The sequence below is a fragment of the Comamonas sp. E6 genome (assembly GCF_001010305.1).
Classification (GTDB): domain Bacteria; phylum Pseudomonadota; class Gammaproteobacteria; order Burkholderiales; family Burkholderiaceae_C; genus Comamonas; species Comamonas thiooxydans.
Window position 1 is genome coordinate 167426 of record NZ_BBXH01000014.1, and the last position, 20186, is coordinate 187611.

16 protein-coding genes are annotated in these 20186 nt (G+C 63.2%); 13 read left to right on the plus strand and 3 right to left on the minus strand.

Annotated features, from left to right (window positions below; all coding sequences use genetic code 11):
* Positions 1-43: 43 nt before the first annotated feature.
* The 6 genes from fdhD to CSE6_RS13780 all read left to right on the plus strand — a co-directional run bounded on the left by fdhD (position 44) and on the right by CSE6_RS13780 (position 7283).
* Positions 44-907: a formate dehydrogenase accessory sulfurtransferase FdhD gene (gene fdhD / locus CSE6_RS13755; RefSeq protein WP_034381306.1), complete on the plus strand. Its 864-nt coding sequence runs from the start codon at positions 44-46 to the stop codon at positions 905-907.
* A 96-nt stretch (positions 908-1003) separates the two neighbouring features.
* A complete protein-coding gene (locus tag CSE6_RS13760; RefSeq protein ID WP_034381308.1) occupies positions 1004-1408 on the plus strand; it encodes a hypothetical protein in 405 nt (134 codons plus the stop codon).
* A 157-nt stretch (positions 1409-1565) separates the two neighbouring features.
* Positions 1566-2894 carry a tRNA (N6-isopentenyl adenosine(37)-C2)-methylthiotransferase MiaB gene (gene miaB / locus CSE6_RS13765; RefSeq protein WP_003071003.1) on the plus strand — a complete coding sequence of 443 codons (1329 nt, stop codon included), beginning with the start codon at positions 1566-1568 and terminating at the stop codon, positions 2892-2894.
* 188 nt (positions 2895-3082) lie between these two features.
* Positions 3083-5395 carry a hypothetical protein gene (locus tag CSE6_RS13770; RefSeq protein ID WP_034381312.1) on the plus strand — a complete coding sequence of 771 codons (2313 nt, stop codon included), beginning with the start codon at positions 3083-3085 and terminating at the stop codon, positions 5393-5395.
* Positions 5377-6579, plus strand: a complete 1203-nt coding sequence (locus CSE6_RS13775) for a hypothetical protein (RefSeq protein ID WP_034381315.1) — start codon at positions 5377-5379, stop codon at positions 6577-6579. Before CSE6_RS13770 ends, CSE6_RS13775 begins: the two co-directional genes overlap by 19 nt.
* A complete protein-coding gene (locus CSE6_RS13780) occupies positions 6576-7283 on the plus strand; it encodes a DUF1266 domain-containing protein (RefSeq protein ID WP_034357799.1) in 708 nt (235 codons plus the stop codon). Before CSE6_RS13775 ends, CSE6_RS13780 begins: the two co-directional genes overlap by 4 nt.
* 67 nt (positions 7284-7350) lie before the next feature.
* Here the strand turns inward: CSE6_RS13780 and CSE6_RS13785 are convergent, their stop codons facing one another.
* Positions 7351-7929, minus strand: a complete 579-nt coding sequence (locus tag CSE6_RS13785; protein WP_034381317.1) for a C40 family peptidase — start codon at positions 7927-7929, stop codon at positions 7351-7353.
* A gap of 311 nt (positions 7930-8240) precedes the next feature.
* Positions 8241-9632 (minus strand): signal recognition particle protein, encoded by a 1392-nt coding sequence (gene ffh / locus CSE6_RS13790; protein ID WP_003070990.1) that lies wholly within the window; start codon positions 9630-9632, stop codon positions 8241-8243.
* A gap of 495 nt (positions 9633-10127) precedes the next feature.
* Here ffh and CSE6_RS13795 point away from each other — a divergent pair, with 495 nt between their 5' ends.
* The 7 genes from CSE6_RS13795 to CSE6_RS13825 all read left to right on the plus strand — a co-directional run bounded on the left by CSE6_RS13795 (position 10128) and on the right by CSE6_RS13825 (position 19857).
* Positions 10128-10934, plus strand: a complete 807-nt coding sequence (locus CSE6_RS13795; RefSeq protein ID WP_034381340.1) for an inner membrane protein YpjD — start codon at positions 10128-10130, stop codon at positions 10932-10934.
* On the plus strand, positions 10931-11176 hold the full coding sequence (locus CSE6_RS13800; RefSeq protein ID WP_034381319.1) for a PP0621 family protein: 246 nt from the start codon (positions 10931-10933) through the stop codon (positions 11174-11176). The genes CSE6_RS13795 and CSE6_RS13800 overlap by 4 nt, the downstream gene beginning before the upstream one ends.
* A 4-nt stretch (positions 11177-11180) precedes the next feature.
* The gene (locus tag CSE6_RS13805) at positions 11181-12986 is read left to right on the plus strand and encodes a PAS domain-containing sensor histidine kinase (RefSeq protein WP_034381321.1); all 1806 of its coding nucleotides are present in this window, start codon (positions 11181-11183) and stop codon (positions 12984-12986) included.
* Between the two features lie 47 nt (positions 12987-13033).
* On the plus strand, positions 13034-14500 hold the full coding sequence (locus CSE6_RS13810; RefSeq protein ID WP_080747180.1) for a sigma-54 dependent transcriptional regulator: 1467 nt from the start codon (positions 13034-13036) through the stop codon (positions 14498-14500).
* The gene (gene ampD / locus CSE6_RS13815) at positions 14493-15122 is read left to right on the plus strand and encodes a 1,6-anhydro-N-acetylmuramyl-L-alanine amidase AmpD (RefSeq protein WP_034381326.1); all 630 of its coding nucleotides are present in this window, start codon (positions 14493-14495) and stop codon (positions 15120-15122) included. The genes CSE6_RS13810 and ampD overlap by 8 nt, the downstream gene beginning before the upstream one ends.
* Positions 15123-15627: 505 nt before the next feature.
* A complete protein-coding gene (locus tag CSE6_RS13820; protein ID WP_034381329.1) occupies positions 15628-18537 on the plus strand; it encodes a ribonucleoside-diphosphate reductase subunit alpha in 2910 nt (969 codons plus the stop codon).
* 228 nt (positions 18538-18765) lie between these two features.
* Positions 18766-19857 (plus strand): ribonucleotide-diphosphate reductase subunit beta, encoded by a 1092-nt coding sequence (locus CSE6_RS13825; protein ID WP_034357815.1) that lies wholly within the window; start codon positions 18766-18768, stop codon positions 19855-19857.
* 49 nt (positions 19858-19906) lie between these two features.
* Here the strand turns inward: CSE6_RS13825 and CSE6_RS26485 are convergent.
* On the minus strand, positions 19907-20186 hold a 280-nt coding region (locus CSE6_RS26485; protein ID WP_238585699.1), incomplete at its 5' end, for a hypothetical protein.

Sequence of the window (20186 nt, forward strand, 5' to 3'; positions counted from 1 at the left end):
CCCCTTGCCGGCAAGGGATGCGCCTGCTGACTATCATCAGCCCATGACCGAGTCCGCCTGCCCCATCCCTGCCCAGCCGATAGCACCGCTGCACACCCATGCCGTGAGCTTCTTCAACGCCGGGAAGCAGGAGCGGCAGGAGCGCGTGCTCGCGGCCGAGGTGCCGATCGCGCTGGTCTTCAACGGCATCTCGCATGCGGTGATGATGGGCTCGCCCACCGATGTGGAGGACTTTGCGCTGGGCTTTGCGCTGACCGAGGGCATCATCGACAGCGCCACTGACTGCTACGGCATCGAAGCCCGCCCCGTGTCTGCCGCGGCGGCCGGCCTGCCCGAAGGCATGGACGGCATGGAAGTGCAGCTCGACATCGCCTCGCGCTGCTTTGCGCGGCTCAAGGACAGGCGCCGCAGCATGACGGGCCGCACGGGTTGCGGCGTCTGCGGAGTCGAGAGCTTTGCGGCGCTGGACCTGTCGTTTGATGCCCTGCCGCCCCAGGGCTGGCTGGAGCGGGTCGACGCAGCCACCGTGCTCAAGGCGATTGACGCCCTGCCGCCACACCAGATTCTCAATGCCGAGGCCGGCGCCATCCATGCCGCAGGCTGGGCCACTCTGGCGGGCGACATCACGGATGTGCTCGAAGACGTGGGCCGCCACAATGCGCTGGACAAGCTGGTCGGCCGGCTGGCGCGCACGGGCCGCCTCGGCGAACCCGGCTTTGTGCTGCTGTCCAGCCGCGGCAGCCATGAACTGGTGCGCAAATGCGCCAAGGTCGGCATCGCGGCGCTGGCCACGATTTCCGCGCCCACCGTCATGGGCGTGCGCATGGCGGAGCTGACGGGCCTGCGCTTCTGGGGGCTGTGCCGTCCGCCCAAGGCCGTGCTCTATGCCGCGGGCGGCAAAGCCTGAGCAAGCCCTGCTGCCAAGCGCCAGCCTCTAGAATCACGGCATTGCGGCCATGACTCCAGCTCTGACCGCCCCACGATCAGCCCCTGGATATACACCATGAACCGCTGCACCACCACCCGCTTCAGCCGCCGCCTTTGGGGCTGCGCCTTGCTGGCTGCTGCCGCCAGCGCCAGCCTGCCAGCCCTGGCACAGGGCCTGCCCTCGGACGACACGCGCAACTTTCCGCCCACGGCGCAGTTCGGCGAACTGACGGTCACCCATTTCCCCGAAGTGGCCATCAACGGTACGACCATTCGCACCACGCCGGGCTTTCGCCTGTTCAGCCGCGAACGCAGCCTGGTTTTTGCCAGCAACTATGCAGGCCAGAAACTGCTGGTGGGCTATGTGCTTGAGCCGCAGACCCAGGGCCTGCACACGGCCTGGATCCTGACCCCGGCCGAAATCGAGAAATACAAGCCGATCCAGCCGCGTACCCTGCTGCAGCGCGTGTTCGGCAGCTGAGTCCGGCCCGCGCCGGCCGCTATTGATTGACGAGCTGCTTGCGCTTTTTCAGCAAGCTTTTCGAACTGTTTCCATATCTAAATCGAGTGATGGCAGGCGCCAGCCGCTATCACTTTGTGCTTGCAGACACTGCAGCCCCACCTGACAAGAGCGCCCCATGAGCAAGAAAGTCTTTATCAAAACCTTTGGCTGCCAGATGAACGAGTACGACTCGGACAAGATGGCCGATGTGCTGGGCGCGGCCCAGGGTTACGAGCCCACACAGAACGTGGACGAGGCCGACCTGATCCTGTTCAACACCTGCTCGGTGCGCGAGAAGGCCCAGGAAAAAGTATTCAGCGATCTGGGCCGCATCCGCCATCTCAAGGAAAAAGGCGTGCTGATCGGCGTGGGCGGCTGCGTGGCCAGCCAGGAGGGTGCAGAGATCATCAAGCGCGCTCCGTTTGTCGATGTGGTCTTCGGCCCCCAGACCCTGCACCGCCTGCCCGAGCTGCTCAATCAGCGCGCGGCCAAGGCCAAGCCCCAGGTCGATATCTCCTTCCCCGAAATCGAGAAGTTCGACCACCTGCCGCCGGCGCGCGTGGAAGGCGCTTCGGCCTTTGTCTCCATCATGGAAGGCTGCTCCAAATATTGCAGCTACTGCGTCGTGCCCTATACGCGCGGCGAAGAAGTCAGCCGCCCCTTCGAGGACGTGCTGGTGGAAGTCGCGGGCCTGGCCGAGCAAGGCGTGAAGGAAATCACGCTGCTGGGCCAGAACGTCAACGCCTACCTGGGCAAGATGGGCGACAGCAGCGAGATGGCCGACTTCGCGCTGCTGCTGGAGTATGTGGCCGAGATTCCCGGCATCGAGCGCATCCGCTACACCACCAGCCATCCCAACGAGTTCACGCCGCGCCTGATCGAGGCCTACGCCAAGATTCCGCAACTGGTCAGCCATCTGCATCTGCCCGTGCAACATGGCAGCGACAAGATCCTCATGGCCATGAAGCGCGGCTACACGGCCATGGAATACAAGAGCACCATCCGCAAGCTGCGTGCCATCCGCCCCGATCTGGCCATGAGCAGCGACTTCATCGTGGGCTTCCCCGGCGAGACCGAGGAGGACTTCCAGAAGATGATGAAGCTCATCCACGATGTGCGCTTCGACAACTCGTTCAGCTTCATCTTCAGCCCCCGCCCCGGCACGCCTGCTGCCAATCTGCACGACGACACGCCGCACGAAGTCAAGCTGCGCCGCCTGCAGGAGTTGCAGGCCGTGATCAACACCAACATCAAGGAGATCAGCGAAGAGCGTGTCGGCACGGTGCAACGCCTGCTGGTCGAAGGCGTGAGCAAGCGCGACGGCAGCGAGCTGATGGGCCGCACCTATTGCAACCGCGTGGTCAACTTCCCCGGCAACGAGCGTTTGATCGGACAGATGGTGGATGTGAAGATTACCGAAGCCAAGGCTTACACCTTGCGTGGCGAAGTCCTGGTCAAGGATTGACAGCCCGACAGTCCCCAGCCTCATCCACAAAAAGCCTGCCGGCAATGCCAAGGCAGGCTTTTTTCATGACTGGTTATAAATTCTGTAACAAATGGTGATGCCTTGCCGGATGGCACACACCTCTTCAATCCGCCGCTAGGATGGTGGCCTATTGGGGCCAAGCTGCCTCGGATTGAACTCTGGACACCATGAACCAAACTGCCGCACTGCAGGGCGATGCCATCTACGCCCTGCTGGATCAAGCCCATGAGCTACTGAACGACTACAACGACGACAAGCCCGGCAGCATCAGCCGTCAGGAGCGCATCGCCGCTGCGGTGGAATTGATGGGGCAGCAGAACTTTGCCCCTGCCACCGTGCAGGAGCTCGAGCGCGTTCACGACTTCTGGCTCTACCTCGATCAGCCCGAGGCGGCCAACAAGCTGCTGCAGCAGCATCGCGACACCGCCCTGGCCGCTGCCGACGAACTGAGCCCCGCAGAGGCCGCGCTGCGCCTGAGCCTCAGCGACATCCAGAGCCGCATGGGTTTTGACCAGCCCTCCGCACAAGCCCTGCTGAGTGCCGCAGCACAGGCCATTGCCCGGCTGCCCGAGGATGTGGACAGCGACAACTACTGGCATGGCTGGCACTGGATGGCCTCGCAGCTCCAGGCCTGGGAAGCTGCGGCCACGGGCCTTGAGCTGCAACGCGCCCAGGAGCGTCGCAACCCCGATCTGGCCGAAGATGCGGCCTACCTCGATGCCATCCTCTGCGTTCGCAAGGCGGAAATGGCTCAGAAAAGCGGCCACGCCAGCGAGTCAGCCAGCCTCGTGCAAAACGCCATCAATATATTGCGTGATGCCGCGCCCGATCAGCAGGTGGACTTTGACCGCTGGATGACGCTGGCCGACCATGTGCTGCCGCTGGCCCCGCAAAGCCTGCCCGCCCTGCTCATGGCCTGCGAGCAGCAACTGGCCGCTCTGGAGAATCCCCCGCCCTCGCAAGCCGTCAAGGCGCATCGCCAGGTCAAGATCGTGCGACTGCAGGCCCAGGCCTGTGCGCAGGCCGGTCAGCTGGAGGCAGCTCTGCAACTGGCGCCTCAGGGACACTTTGGCCTGACGGATGACTCGGGCGATCCCTTCAGCGCTTCCCAACTGGGTTGGCTGGTGCAGGCCGGTCGCTTGAAGGAGGCCGCCGATCTGGCGCTGGAGAGCGTGCTCCACGCCCGCCCCGTCTCGGCCGTGGCCGCTTTTCAGCTGGCCAAGGAACAGTTCAGCAACGACCCGGCCAACGCCATCACCTGGGCGCTAGTTCTGGCCATTGGCCAGACTGACGAGGACATGCGCCAGCTGCTCGCGCAAGAAGAGATGCCACTGCATCCGGCGGATTTCTATCTGAACATGGTGCGCGCAGCCCAGCCGGCCCATCCGGTGCTGGCTCTGCTCGACGGCCTGCGTCTGGCACGCAAGCGCCAGATGGAGCAGGCTCTGCCGCTGCTGGAAATTGGCGTGGGCCAGCACCCCGAGATGGCCGACAGCGACAAGCTGCCCGCGCTCTGGGCTGCCCGCTTTGCCGCGCTGCCGCTGGAAGAAGCGCTGGCTAGGCCTTTTCCCCAGGGCCATGGCGCGCACTGGTGCTACGCCGCCGGCGTGGTCCTTGACGATGCAGACGATCTGGCACCGCTGATGGGCGGCAAGAAGAAAGTGCCTGCGCAGGAGGTGCGCGAGCCTCTGGTCGTGCGCTACTACGAGGAGGGTCTCGCCCGCTTCGAGCATTTCTGGGCGACTGGCCAGGGCCGCTTCAAGGATGGCGACCTGCATGTGTACTCCATGCTCTGCAACAACCTGGCCATCAAGTACCGCTTCATGGACCGCTACGACGAAGCCGCCGAGCTGCACCACAAGGGCCTGGGCAGCAGCCCGTTTGCCGAGCATCACAACGGCCTGCTGTGGTGTGCCGTGGGCAAGGACGACGACGCGCAGACCGTGGTCGAGGCCGAGCGCCTGTGGCATTTCGCCCAGGAGCATGGCTACAGCCGCCACGAACCCACACGTTACTTCTCCACCGTCGCCCTGTCGCTCTACAAGCTCAACCGCGATGACGAGATCAGCATCTGGATGGAGCGTCTGGACCAATGGTTCCACGACCTGGATGAAGACGAGCAGCGCGACGTGCGCCGCAACTACCTGGCGTCCCTGATGTCCATGCTGGACTTTTTCTCCAGCACACGCCCCGAGCTGGTGCTGCCGCGCCTGCGCGCGCATCAGCAAGAAGTCATTGCGCTGCAGGACTGCTATCCGCTGCGCCGCCTGGCCTGTGCGCTGGAGGCCTACCCCGAGCTGCTGGAGGAATCCGTGGCACTGCACAAGCAGGCCAACAGCTATCTGGACAAGGACGACGACGAGGATGAGCGGCGCATGTCGCAGTCCGGCATAGAGCGCGCCGAGCGCAAGCTGGCCGAACGCGACGCCCAGGCCGGTGCTGCGGCATCGGGTCGCAAACCATGGTGGAAATTCTGGTGAATCAGGTCGTCGAAAAAGCCGCTGCCGCCAGTGCCTACAAGGCGCGCGATGTCGTCAACGCCCCGGCCATCAAGCAGCGCATCAAGGAGCGCAGCGCAGAGCGCGGCGACGCAGCCGATGTCGCTGCCTGGCTGGGCAACCACTTCTACCGCCATGTGGTGGGCAATCTGCAGGCCGACGAGCCTGCCGTGCTGCGCATTGCCGACGTCCGGCAGTTGCAGGAGCTGGCCGGCCGCCAGGAGCCGCCGGCCTGGGCGCTGGAGCGGCTGGAGCGCAGGCAGGCCGGCTTCGAGCTGCCCGAGCTCTGGTGGGTGCAGCCCGACAGCGCCGCCCTGCTAGCGCTGGAGACACGGCTGGTGGAATTTCTCTCCACCCGCAAGGGCACCTCTCTCGAAGGCAAGCTGCAGCGCGTGAACTGCCCGCAGGCGCTGGCGCGCTGGACGCTGGAGCATCTGGCTTTCGAGAAAAAACAGAACAGCGGCCGGGTCGAGCACAGCTCGAGCGCCGTGCACGGGTTGCTGCGCGGCCAGCACGGTACCTTTGTGGAGTTTGACGGCACAAGTGCGCAGATGCGCCAGGAAATGGCCTATGAAAGCCAGATGATGGGCCACTGCGTGGGCCAGTTTGCCAACCGCAAGTCCTTCAGCGGCGGCTATGGAGAACATTACGCCGAGGGTCTCGAGTCGGGGCGCATGCGGCTGTTCAGCTACCGCACGGGCACGGCCCAGCCCCGCATCACCGTCAATGCCTATGTGCAAAAGGACGGCAAGCTTCAGATCGAGCAGATCAAGGGCAAGCAGAACCGACCGCCGATTGCACGCTATATGCCCGATGTGGTGACCCTGCTCAACCATCTGCCGCTCAATGACGAGGTGCCCGAGGACGCGCTGTCCATGGGCATTGTGCGCCGCCCGCCCGAGCTGCTGAAGTCCCATCCGGGGCTGGCGCCCTGGTGCTCGGTGCAGGAGCTGCAGACCGACGACGAGCAACTGTGGCTGATGCAGCAGCACCCCGCCCTGCTGCCCCGGCTCAATCTGCAGTCACCACTGATGCAGTGGATGGTGGCGGCACGCAAGGATTCGCTGGACAGCGAAGTCATTGAGCGCATGCCCAAATCCGCCGCACTGAAACAGAGCTTGCTGATGGCCAGAAAGCGTCCCGGTCGCCCAGGAGTTCGCACATGAGCGGATGGACGATCTTTCTACTCATCGTGGCCCTGGTCTACTGGGTGCTGCGCGGCGGCTTCAAGCGCCTCAAGGAGGCCAGGCAACGCGGCGACATCATCAGCTACCAGGCGGGCAGCCAGGAGCGCAACTGGGCCCTGGCCCTGGCCCACCCCATGGCCTACCACGCCATGCAAGGCGGCTTTGCCAGCGATCTGCATGGCGCTGACGATGCGCTCGCCAGGCAGCTGCGCCCCATGATCCTGCACCATCTTGGCCTGCGCACCGACCTCAGCGACGAACAGGTGCGCCAGCAACTGCCCGACGCACTGCGCCAGCGCTGGTTCATGCTGGATCTGCAGCGCCTGCAGCGCAGCGACGACGTGCGCGCCGCAATGGCGTTTGCCTGCGCGCGCGTGACCTTTTTTGTGCGCAGCGCCAGGCTGCTGGAATGGACGGACGAAGCCTTGCATTGGGATATCCTTCAGCTCAACGCCCAGCGCGCCCAGCAATGCTTCGACAGCTGGCTTGCTTTCGGTCAGGCCTATGCACAGGGCCGCGCTCAATGGCTGGCACAAGGCCGCAGCGATGTGCTGGGCAAGGCCTTCACGTCCGAAGAAGTGGCGCAATGGGTGACGCAGGAGCAGCACCCCTGGCATGCGATGAGCTGGAATCTTCCGCTGACCGGCGATGAGGCAAAGCCCGCCTCCGAGCCTGCGGCATAAGTGCGGGACACCCGCAAAAACCGAGGGACTGCCAGGCAGTCCCTTTTTACATCCGCGGCGCGGGCATTCAGGCAAAGATACTTCGGGCTTCCGTGAATCGCTTGGCGAAGTACACATTGTCCATGCGTACCCGCTGCACCGTTCCGCCGCTGGACGGCGCGTGCACGAACTGTCCGTTGCCCACAAAAATTCCCATATGGGAATAGCGCCCGCCCAGAGTGTTGAAGAACACGAAGTCGCCGCGCATCAGATCGCGCCCGTCCACCGGGTTGCTGGCCTGCGCCCATTGCGATGTGGTGCGGGGCAGGCGCATTTCCGTGATGCCCCCCACGGCCCACTGAATCAGGCCGCTGCAGTCAAAACCGCCTTCAGGCGAGTTGCCGCCATAGGTGTAAGGCGTGTTGACCACCAGCATGGTGCGCGCCAGCAGCGACTCGCGCAGCTCTGCATCCAGACTCAGGGCATTGGCCGGGCGCACGGAAGATCCGCCTTGAGCAGCAGACCGGGGCTTGTCTTTGGTGGTGGAACACCCTGCCAGCGCCGCAAGCAGCGAGCCCGCCAGCATCAGCGCGCCGCGGCGCTCCAGACATTGAGGCAGAGGTTGCCGCTGACCTGCCTCCACGAAAGTCCTGTCTTGTAGCTTCATGGAAAGGCATGTTCTCAGAAAGCCGCCCATACAGCCACCTTCTACCCACAATTACTGCGCTTCTTTACAAAAAAGTGAGCTGCTCTCGCTTGTCATTCCTTTGATTTAGATGCATTTCTCATCAAAACCCATAAACAACAAGCGCAAGCAGCTCACTTTTTATAGATCGCTGATCTCAAACCAAGCACCCCCCAACTCAGGGACAGCGAGCAAGCGCCTATGCCGGCCGCGCCGCCGCGCAGCGAGGCTGTCATCCCCCTTGGGGGCGCCCGGCCAGGGGAAGCCGCGCAGCGGCTCAGGGGGATCAAATATCAGAACGGCAGCTTGGGCATGCCGCCGCCGCCCATCATGCCCTTCATGGCCTTCATGCCGCCCATCTTCTTCATCATCTTCATCAGACCGCCGCCCTTGAACTTCTTCATCATGGTCTGCATCTGCTCGAACTCCTTGAGCAGGCGGTTGACTTCCTGCACCTGCACGCCGGCGCCGTCGGCAATACGCTTTTTGCGCGTGGCCTTGATCAGGGCGGGGTTCTTGCGCTCCTTGAAGGTCATGGAGCAGATGATGCCTTCCTTGCGCTTGATCTCGCGCTCGGCCTTGTCCATGTCGACCTGACCGGCCTTGCCGGCCAGCTCGGCGGGCAGCTTGTCCATCAGGGTCGAGAGACCGCCCATCTGCTTCATCTGCTGCAGCTGGGCCAGAAAGTCGTTGAGGTCGAAGCCGTCGCCGCTCTTGAGCTTCTCGGCCATCTTCTGCGCGGCTTCCATGTCCACGCCCTTGGTGACCTGCTCGACCAGGGCCACGATGTCGCCCATGCCCAGCACGCGCTGTGCGTGGCGGTCGGCATCGAAGACTTCCAGGCCGTCGATCTTTTCCGAGACACCGGCGAACTTGATGGGCGCGCCCGTGATCTGGCGCACCGACAGCGCAGCACCGCCGCGAGAATCGCCGTCGAGCTTGGTCAGAACGATACCGGTCAGCGGCAGCGCTTCCTTGAAGGCCTTGGCCGTGTTGACCGCATCCTGGCCCTGCATGGCATCGACCACGAACAGGGTTTCGACGGGCTTGAGCGTGGCGTGCAAATCCTTGATTTCGGCCATCAGCAGCTCGTCGATGGCCAGACGGCCGGCCGTATCCACCAGCAGCACATCGAAGAAATGCTTTTTGGCGTAGTCGATCGCGGCCACGGCGATATCGTGAGGCTTCTGGTCCGGCGTGGAGGGAAACCACTCGGCGCCAGCCTGGGCCGTCACGGTCTTGAGCTGCTCGATCGCCGCAGGGCGATAGACGTCTCCCGAGACCGTGAGCACCTTTTTCTTGCGCTTTTCGATCAGATGCTTGGCCAGCTTGGCCGTGGTGGTGGTCTTGCCGGCGCCTTGCAGACCAGCCATCAGAATGACGGCGGGAGGCTGGGCATTGAGGTTGATGTCGGCCACGCCTTCGCCCATGGTCGCCGCCAACTCCTTGTTGACGATGGACACCAGCACCTGGCCGGGCTGCAGCGAGCTGATGACTTCCTGGCCCAGCGCCTTTTCCTTGACGCGGGCAATGAAGTCGCGCACCACGGGCAGGGCCACGTCGGCCTCCAGCAAGGCCATGCGCACTTCGCGCAGCATGTCCTGCACATTGGACTCGGTGATGCGGGCCTGGCCGCGCATCTCTTTGACAAGGCGCGAGAGTTTATCGGTGAGTGCGGAGGCCATAAGCAAAAAGCATTCGAAAGTTATGGATGGACGGGAGTCGTGCGCGAGCGCGCAGCACGACTCTCCGGGCAGCTTGCGGACCCAGCTCAGGCGAGGCGAAGCTGCATGAACAGGCATTTTACCCGCTGCCCTTGATTGACGATGCCCCGCAGGCTTGTCCGTGATCTGCCTCGGGCGTGCAAGGTCGCTGCGCCCTGCCCCACAACTCCCTCGAAAGAGACCAGGCCGGTCCTGAATGGACCTTAATGGACCTGAATCGAGCTCTCCTGCAAGTCCTTGCTCTTGGCCCAAGACTGGCCGGCTGGGCGGGAGGACCGGAGACATCGCCCGGCAGGAGAAAATCCTTGAAGAACGGGCTCGAAAGTCGACGATCTGCTCGCAAGCGCTCAAACCCACGCTCATGACCGGGTTCAGGCAGTGCTTTATGCACAAAATTGCCGGACGGCAGCGGCCTGCAAAAGATGAGTGCGGGCCAGCGGCACTATCATAGAAAGCATGCTCTCCCAACCGCTCACCGCAGCTGGCCCCATTGGCTGGATCCTGGCCATGGCCGCAGCCATTACCTACGCCATTCCTGCACTTGCCACCCAGCACCTGCAAGAAGCCGGTGCCCGTCGCTGCCTGCGCCTGGCCTGGGCACTGCATGCCCTGCTGCTGGGCTGGGGTCTGCTTGGCGAGCTGCCGCACTTCGGCTTTGCTCCTGCACTCTCTATCACTGCCTGGCTGGTGCTGACCGTCTATGTGGTGGAGCAGCAGCTCTACCCGCAGCTGCGCTCGCGCTGGCCGCTGTCCATGCTGGGCAGCGTGGCCGTGCTTCTGGCCGTGGTGTTCCCCGGCACTCCGCTGCACGTCAACGCCTCGCCCTGGCTGCCGCTGCATCTGGCTCTGGGTATTGCTTCCTACGGCCTGTTTGCCGCAGCCGTCGTTCATGGCGCGCTGATGAGCCATGCCGAGCGGCAGATGCGCCAGGGCGGCGACCATGACAGCGGACTGCCGCTGCTGACGCTGGAGCGGCTGACCTTCCGTTTTGTCGGAGCGGGCTTTGTGCTGCTGACCGCCACACTGGCCGCAGGCTGGCTGTTTGGCGAGCAGCTCTATGGCAAGGCATGGGTGTGGAATCACAAATCCATTTTCTCCCTGCTGTCCTGGCTGGCGTTTGCCGTGCTGCTGTTCGGCCGCAAGCGATTCGGCTGGCGCGGCCAGAGCGCCGTACGTGTTCTTTATATCGGCGCCATCTTTTTGCTGCTGGCCTATGCCGGCTCGCGGTTTGTGATTGAAGTCCTGCTGGAGCGCGCAGCATGAAGTATTTGCTGGTCCTGCTGGTCGTGGTGGTGGCTGTCGGAATCTGGCGCAACAAACGCCGCGCTGAAGTGGCCGATCAGACCAGGCCTGCCAGCACCCCCAAGCAGGCACAGACCATGGTAGCTTGTGCTCACTGCGGCCTTCACCTACCGCAAGCAGATGCTGTCAACGACGCCTCGGGCAAGATCTTCTGCAGCGCGGAACACCGCCGCCTGGCCCAGCAAGACACTGCCCGCCACTGACCGCATGGTGAACTCCGCCTCGCCCTGGCAGCACACCGCCATCCCGCTCGATGAAGCCATCAGCCGGCGCGCGGACGCCAGTCTCAACGCCCCGTTCGTGCGCCTGTGGCAGGCCTTCCTCAGCGGCCGCGTGCTTCTGGCGCTGGCCCTGGTGCTGCTGCAGACGCTGAATCTGCAGCTGCAGAACATCAGCTCTCCCCTGGCCTGGCTGATCTGCTTCACCTATCTGACGCTGACCGTCGTGCTGCGCCTGGCTGCCGGACGTCATTTGCCGGCGCCTCGCGCAGCCCTGCAATGGCTGCCCGTGATCGGCGTCGACATTGCGGTGATCTTTCTGCTGCAGATCTTTCAGGTCGGCTCGCTCAACTACACCGCGCTGCTGGCCATTCCCGTCCTGATCTCCTCGGCGCTGGGCGGACTGATGCTGGCCTTTGGCACCACGGCCAGCATCACGCTGCTGACGCTGGCCTATACCTTCTGGCAATACCATGGCGGGCTCAACGACGGCGCCCAGTCTTACTACCAGACGGCTTTTTCCTGCGCCGGCTATTTCTGCGTGGCCTATCTCACGCACGAGCTGGCCAAGCGTGTCCGGCGCGAGCGTTCCCAGGCCCTGTTCAACCGCTTGCGCACCCAGACCCAGGAGCAGGTCAACAGCCTGGTGATCAACCACTTCTCCGACGGCGTGCTGGTGGTCGACTCGAGCTTGCTGGTTCTGCAGGCCAACCCAGCTGCCTTGCAGCTGCTGGGCCTGCCCATAGATCACCCCCAGCCTTTTTCCCTGCAGGCCCACAGCTGGTGGGAGCCGCTGGCGCATTCAACACAAGCCAGCTTTGCCCATGCCCGCCCGCTGTCCGCCACGATTCACCTGCAGGCCCATGAACGACACGGCGCCACGGGCATGCATGTGCGCACACGCATCACCGAAGTTTCGGCGCCCTATCTGGACGAGGGTCCGCAGGCGCAAGCCAGCCATTCGCTTTGCGTCATGTTTCTTCACGACCTGCGCGAAATGGAAGCGCAGCTGCGCACCGAAAAGCTGGCCTCCATGGGCCGTATGTCGGCTGCCGTGGCCCATGAAATACGCAACCCGCTGGCCGCCATCACCCAGGCCAATGCGCTGCTGGCCGAAGACCTGGCGAGCCAGCCCGGCCCCCAACAGCTATGCCGGATCGTGGGGCAGAATGCCGACCGACTGGCCCGCATCGCCGAAGAAATCCTCAACCTGGCACGCGTGCAGCAGGGCGCAGAAACCCATCAGGGCCAGTCGCTGCCGCTGGACACCCTGCTGGCCCAGATCAGCCATGAATGGCGCACACAGGCCGCTCCGCCGCGCCAGCTTCTGCTGCGGCTCAATGCAACGGCCCGCCACATCCTGTTCGATGAAGAGCATCTGCGCCGCGTGCTGATCAACTTGCTGGACAATGCCCAGCGCCACCGCAGCCATGCCGGCAATGAGGCGGGCCTGCAGTTGATCAGCGGCCACGGCCCCTTGAACGGTCAGATCCAGGGTCTCGCACCGCAGGACGACACCTGCTGGTTCATGGTCTGGAGTGATGGGGCACCGCTGGAGTCCAGCGTCGAGCGCCATCTGTTCGAGCCGTTCTTCTCCTCTCAAAGCCGCTCCAGCGGCCTCGGACTCTATATATGCCGCGAGCTGTGCCAGCGCTACGATGCCTCCATCAGCTATCAACGCCTGGCTCGCAGCACACCGCAAGGCGAGGTGAACGGCAATGCCTTTATCGTGACTCTGCGCAGCGGCCCTTCATCCCTCGCGAGCCACTCCCTGTTTGACTCGATCATGGTGTAAGCCCAGTGACATCATCGCCTCACTCATCCGCAGCGGCCAGCATTCTCGTGGTCGATGATGAACCGGATCTGCGCACGCTCTACGAGCTGACCTTGCTGCGGGAAGGCTACCGCGTGGAAACCGCGGGCTCGGTCCAGGAAGGCATGACTCAGTTGCAAGGCCGCAATTTCGATGTCTTGATTACCGATATGCGCCTGCCCGACGGGATCGGCATGGAGTTGCTGCTGCAACTGCGCGATCAGTCGCGCAGCGAGCGCTGCATCGTCATGACGGCCTACGGCTCTGCCGAAAACGCCGTCGAGGCCCTGCGCGCGGGCGCGTTCGACTATCTGACCAAGCCCGTGGACCTGCGCCAGTTCCGCCAGGTCGTGGCCTCGGCCGTGCAAGGCATTGGCGCGGTGCCCAAGCCCGGCAACCCGCAGACCAGCGACAGCTCGGCCGCCGGCGGCACTGGTGCGGGAACGCCAACTGGCGCTCTGGAGGCTCTGGTTGGCAGGTCTCAGGCCATGCAGCTGGTCAAGCAGCGCATTGCCAAGGTCGCCAAAGGCATGGCTCCCGTGCTGATCCACGGTGAATCCGGCACGGGCAAGGAATTGGTGGCACGCGCCCTGCACGGCTGCAGCCAGCGGGCCGGCGGCCCCATGGTCGCGGTCAACTGCGGTGCCATCCCGGAAAGCCTGCTCGAAGCCGAGTTCTTCGGTGCCCGCAAGGGCTCCTACACCGGTGCCACGCAGGACAGGCCCGGCTACTTCCAGGCCGCACAGGGCGGCACCTTGTTTCTCGATGAAATCGGCGACCTGCCCCTGGCCATGCAGGCCAAGCTGCTGCGCGCCATTCAGGAGCGCAAGATTCGTCCACTGGGCAGCACCCAGGAAGAAGCCGTCGATGTGCGCATCGTCAGCGCCACCCACCGCGATCTGGGAGCGGAAGTGCAGGCAGGCAATTTCCGCCAGGACCTGTTCTACCGCCTCAACGTCATCGAAATCGAGCTGCCCGCGCTGCGCGAGCGCCGTGAAGACCTGGGCCAGCTATGCCAGGCTTTGCTGCAAAAGCTGGCCCGCGAATCCGGACTGGCTACGCCGGAGCTGGACGACATCAGCCTGAGCCAGATAGCCCGGCTCCCGCTGCCTGGCAATGTGCGCGAGCTGGAGAACGTGCTGCACCGCGCCATTGCACTGGGCGAGGAAGGCCCGCTGCGTCTGCCCGAATCCGGCGTGCCGGCCGAGTGCGCTGGCGTGGCGGTAGCGGCTTCCTCGGGCGCTTGGGCATCGAGCGCACCGCCGCCGCAAACTCAGCACGCAGGCAGTCCGGCCATGCTGCCGGAGGATCTGCAAGGCTGGCTTGATGAGCAGGAGCGCAGCATCCTGGTCAGAGCCCTGCAGGACAACGGCTTCAACCGCACAGCCACGGCGGCCAGACTGGGCATCAGCCTGCGCCAGATTCGCTACCGCATCGACCGTCTGGGCATAGACCTGCCGGCCGAAGGCAGCAAACACCAGAGCGACAATGTCTGATTCCACGCCCCTTTCCTCCTCCCTGGCCCAGCCCTGGCAGGCCGGCTGGTATGGTGCGGCGCGTCAGCTGAGATCTCCCAATTTCGGCCCTCGCCCCGAGGATGCGCAGATCGATCTCGTCGTCATCCACTCCATCAGCCTGCCTCCGGGCCAGTACGGCACAGGCGCGGTGCAGCAACTGTTCACCAATCAGCTGGACTGGGACGCCCACCCCTATTACCAGGGCATTCGCGGCCTCGAAGTCTCGTCACATTTCTTTATCACGCGTCAGGGCGAGATCTGGCAGTTCGTCAGCTGCGACGACCGCGCCTGGCATGCCGGTGTCAGTCAGTGGCGCGGGCGCGAGCGCTGCAACGACGACTCCATCGGCATCGAACTCGAAGGCCTGGAAGGCCTGAGCTTTGAAGCTCCGCAGTACCAGGCCCTGCAGCAGCTTTGCATGGCTATCGCGGCGCACTATCCGGTGCGCTACATCGCCGGACACGAGCACATCGCGCCTGGGCGCAAGCAGGACCCCGGACCCGGTTTCGACTGGCAGCGGCTGCAGCAGCAGCTGGCCAGCACAGACGGCACGCGCAGCTGGGAATTCCCCCCCAATCCTGCAGCCTCAGGCGCAGCCTGAAATCTTCATAGCACCTACCGCCTTTCAGCACTCGATTTCATACATATTCGCAGCTGAAATCTTTTATTCGTAGGCGCTATGCGCTCCTCATTTTGAGAATCCCAAGCATCCATCGTTGCGGGGCTTCGAAACGGCATGTCAATGGCGCGCGCGCAACAACTGTCGCCTGCATCAAACACGCAAATTTTTTACATATTTCCGGCCCGATCTGCCGCCGCGCGCAACCGCGCCACAGGCCTTTATTCATGCGGGATGAAGTCATTTTTGCGGCTGTCAAGCGGCGCTCGAAATGCCAGATTCAGTAGTTTCATCAGGTCGCTCGGATTTAAGCGAGATACACTACCGGTAGTGTTTTGAAGAGCCTCAGACCCCATATCTAGTGTTTACAAGTTGTGCACACCCTGTGCAAACCATGTGTAAACCGAGGCACCGAATCGTGTTTTTGATGGCCTGCCCACAGTGCAGGCCTTTGTCTGCCTATCCACATACTGACTCAGAGGAACTTATGCAAGAAGCGTTGAACTCACTGCCTTCTGCCGCGCCTGCCGGCGCAGCCAATTCTTCCTCCCCCAATGACAGCTATCAGATCATCCGCCGCAGCGGCGATGTGGTGGCTTTCGCGCCCCAGAAGATTGCCGTGGCCCTGACCAAGGCTTTCCTGGCTGTGCGCGGCGCGCAGGGCGCGGCGTCTGCCAGCGTGCGCGACACCGTCAACGAACTGACCGAAGGCGTGGTGCGCGCACTGGTGCGCTCGCGTCCCGATGGCGGCACCTTCCATATTGAAGATGTGCAGGACCAGGTCGAGCTGGGCCTGATGCGCGCCGGCCACCAGGACGTGGCCCGCGCCTATGTGCTGTACCGCGAGCGCCGCAACCAGGAACGTGCCGAGCAGAAGAAGGCCGCCGAAGTGGCCGCCGCTGCCGCCGCCAAGCCCGTGCTGCATGTGACCGACAACGGCCAGCGCGTGCCCCTGGACCAGGAGCGCCTGGAGGCTCTGATCGTCGCTTCCTGCCGCAATCTGAATGCCGACATCCAGTCCGCGCCCATCGTGGCCGAGACCCTGCGCAATCTGTACGACGGCGTGCCTCTGGCCGAGGTCTACAAGGCGTCCATCCTGGCCGCCCGTACGCTGATCGAAAAAGATCCCGACTACACCTACGTCACCGCCCGCCTGCTGCTGCACACCATCGTGCGCGAAGTCATGGGCCGCGACGTGCAGCCCGCAGAAATGCAGGCCGCCTATGCCGACTACTTCCCCGGCTTTGTGCAAAAGGGCGTGGACAACGAGCTGCTCAACCCCGAGCTGCTGAACTACGACCTGCCCCGTCTGGCCAAGGCCCTGAAGGCCGAGCGCGACGAACAGTTCGACTACCTGGGCCTGCAGACCCTGTACGACCGCTACTTCCTGCACGTGCGCAAGACCCGCATCGAGCTGCCCCAGTCCTTCTTCATGCGCGTGGCCATGGGCCTGGCGCTGAACGAGCCTGACCGCAATGCACGTGCCATCGAGTTCTACGAGCTGCTGTCGTCCTTCGACTTCATGTCGTCCACCCCGACGCTGTTCAACAGCGGCACGCTGCGCTCGCAGCTGTCGTCCTGCTACCTGACCACCGTGCCCGACGACCTGGACGGCATCTACGAATCCATCAAGGAAAACGCTCTGCTGTCCAAGTTTGCTGGCGGCCTGGGCAATGACTGGACCCGTGTGCGTGCCCTGGGCTCGCGCATCAAGGGCACCAACGGCGAATCGCAAGGCGTGGTTCCCTTCCTCAAGGTGGTCAACGACACGGCCGTCGCCGTGAACCAGGGCGGCAAGCGCAAGGGCGCGGTCTGCACCTATCTGGAATCCTGGCACCTGGACATCGAAGAATTCCTGGAGCTGCGCAAGAACACCGGCGACGACCGCCGCCGCACCCACGACATGAACACGGCGAACTGGATTCCCGACCTGTTCATGAAGCGCGTGATGGAAAAAGGCCAGTGGACCCTGTTCTCGCCCGCCGACGCTCCCGATCTGCACGATCTGTACGGCGAAGCCTTCGAGAAGGCCTACACCGCCTATGAAGCCAAGACCGACAGCGGCGAGCTCAAGCTGTTCAAGCGCGTGCCTGCCGTGGACCTGTGGCGCAAGATGCTCTCGATGCTGTTCGAGACCGGCCATCCCTGGATCACCTTCAAGGACCCCTGCAACATCCGCTCGCCCCAGCAGCACGTGGGTGTGGTGCACTCGTCCAATCTGTGCACCGAGATCACGCTCAACACCAGCGACACCGAAACTGCGGTCTGCAACCTGGGTTCCGTGAACCTGGTCCAGCACATCAAGGACGGCAAGATCGACCACGACAAGCTGCGCAAGACCGTGAACACGGCCATGCGCATGCTGGACAACGTGATCGACATCAACTACTACGCCGTGCAAAAGGCCAAGGACTCCAATCTGCGCCACCGCCCCGTGGGCATGGGCCTGATGGGTTTCCAGGACGCGCTGTATGAAATGCGCACCGCCTACGCCAGCCAGGGCGCCGTCGAGTTCGCCGACGAAGCCATGGAAGCCATCTGCTACTACGCTTACTGGGCATCGACCGAGCTGTCCAAGGAACGCGGCACCTACTCCACCTTCAAGGGCTCGCTGTGGGATCAGGGTATCCTGCCTCCCGACACCCTGAAGCTGCTGGAAAAGGCCCGCGGCGGCTATGTGGAAGTGGACCGCTCCGCCAAGCTGGACTGGGATGCCCTGCGCGCCAAGATCGCCCAGGACGGCATGCGCAACTCCAACTGCGTGGCCATTGCGCCCACCGCCACCATCTCCAACATCGTGGGTGTGGATGCCTCAATCGAGCCTTCGTTCGGCAACCTGTCCGTGAAATCCAATCTGTCTGGCGAATTCACCGTCATCAACCAGTACCTGGTGCGCGACCTCAAGCGCCTGGGCCTGTGGGACGACGTGATGGTCATGGACCTCAAGCATTTCGACGGCTCGCTGCGCGCCATCGACCGCGTGCCGCAAGAGATCAAGAACCTCTACGCCACCGCGTTCGAAGTCTCGCCCGAATGGCTGGTGGAAGCCGCCTCGCGCCGCCAGAAGTGGATCGACCAGGCCCAGAGCCTGAACATCTACATGGCCGGTGCATCGGGCAAGAAGCTGCACGACACCTACATGCTGGCCTGGCTGCGCGGTCTGAAGACCACCTACTACCTGCGTACCACCAGCGCGACCAATATCGAGAAGTCCACCGTGCAAAGCCGTGTGCTGAACGCCGTGTCCTCCGGCGCTCCTGCCGCTTCGGCGGCTCCTGCGGCCAAGCCTGCGGTGAGCGCACTGGAAGCCGCTGCCGCCGCTGCCCGTGCCCAGGCACCCGCCACGGACATCAAGTTCTGCGCGATCGACGATCCAGGCTGCGAGGCCTGCCAGTAATTGACTGGCTCCCCCTGAGGCGCTTGGCCTAGGCGGCCCCGCGCCTTCCCCCTCTCTGGCGCTGAGCGCCGGAGGGGGACGACACCCTCGGTGCGCAGCAGCGCTTCCTCGGTGTCTCTCGCTTTAGAGTGCGCCAGTATTTGAGTGGCGCCACTCCATCAATAAATGATTGAAAAGCTGGATGTCGATTGCATTGCACCCAGCCTTTTCCCCCCTCAAGGAATAAATATGCTGAGCTTTGACGACGACACCTTTGCCCCTTCCGCCACCAGCGCAGAAGCCGGCGCGTCCACCAGCACCCACAAGCGCGTGAATGCCGCCGACAAGCGCATCATCAACGCCAAGACCGACGTGAACCAGCTGGTCCCCTTCAAGTACAAGTGGGCCTGGGAAAAGTATCTGGCCACCTGCGCCAACCACTGGATGCCGCAGGAAGTGAACATGACGCGCGACATCGCGCTGTGGAAGGACCCCAACGGCCTGACCGAAGACGAGCGCCGCATCGTCAAGCGCAATCTGGGCTTCTTTGTGACGGCCGACTCACTGGCCGCCAACAACATCGTGCTGGGCACCTACCGCCACATCACGGCGCCCGAGTGCCGCCAGTTCCTGCTGCGCCAGGCTTTCGAAGAAGCCATCCACACTCACGCCTACCAGTACATCGTGGAATCGCTGGGCCTGGATGAATCGGAAATCTTCAACGCCTACAACGAAGTCCAATCCATCCGCGACAAGGACGAGTTCCTGATCCCCTTCATCGAAGCGATCATGGACCCCAACTTCCACACCGGCACGCCCGAGACCGACCAGACGCTGCTGAAGTCGCTGATCGTTTTTGCCTGCCTGATGGAAGGTCTGTTCTTCTACGTGGGCTTCACGCAGATCCTGGCCCTGGGCCGCCAGAACAAGATGACGGGCGCTGCCGAGCAGTACCAGTACATCCTGCGCGACGAGTCCATGCACTGCAACTTCGGCATCGATCTGATCAACCAGCTCAAGCTCGAGAACCCCCATCTGTGGACGGCCGAGTTCAAGCAGGAAATCACGGAGCTGTTCCAGAAGGCTGTGGAACTCGAATATCGCTATGCCGAGGACACCATGCCACGCGGCGTGCTGGGCATGAATGCATCCATGTTCAAGGGCTATCTGCGCTACATCGCCAACCGTCGCGCCACGCAGATCGGTCTGGAGGAACTGTTCCCCGGTGAAGAAAATCCCTTCCCCTGGATGAGCGAAATGATCGATTTGAAGAAAGAACGTAACTTCTTTGAGACACGAGTGATCGAGTATCAGACCGGAGGCGCACTTTCTTGGGATTAATTGCTTCTAAGCAGGCACAATGCGAGTCATGACTTGCTTCACTTCATTGCTACAAAAAACTGAGATTTTTGGCGTGAAGCAAATTTGTGTTCCTAGCGATGCGTAACTCCACATCGCTTTGAATCGTCCGGCACCGCAAGGAACCGGACGTCTTATGCAAATCAACGAAGGAGAAAATGATGGCAACTGCGAAGAAGACGGCCGCCAAGGCCACAACCGAGAAAAAGACACCTGCCAAGAAGGCGGCCGCGCCCAAGGCTGAAGCTGTGAAGAAGGCAGCTGCAACCAAGACCGCAGCCCCCAAGGCCGCTGCTCCAGCAAAGGCTGCA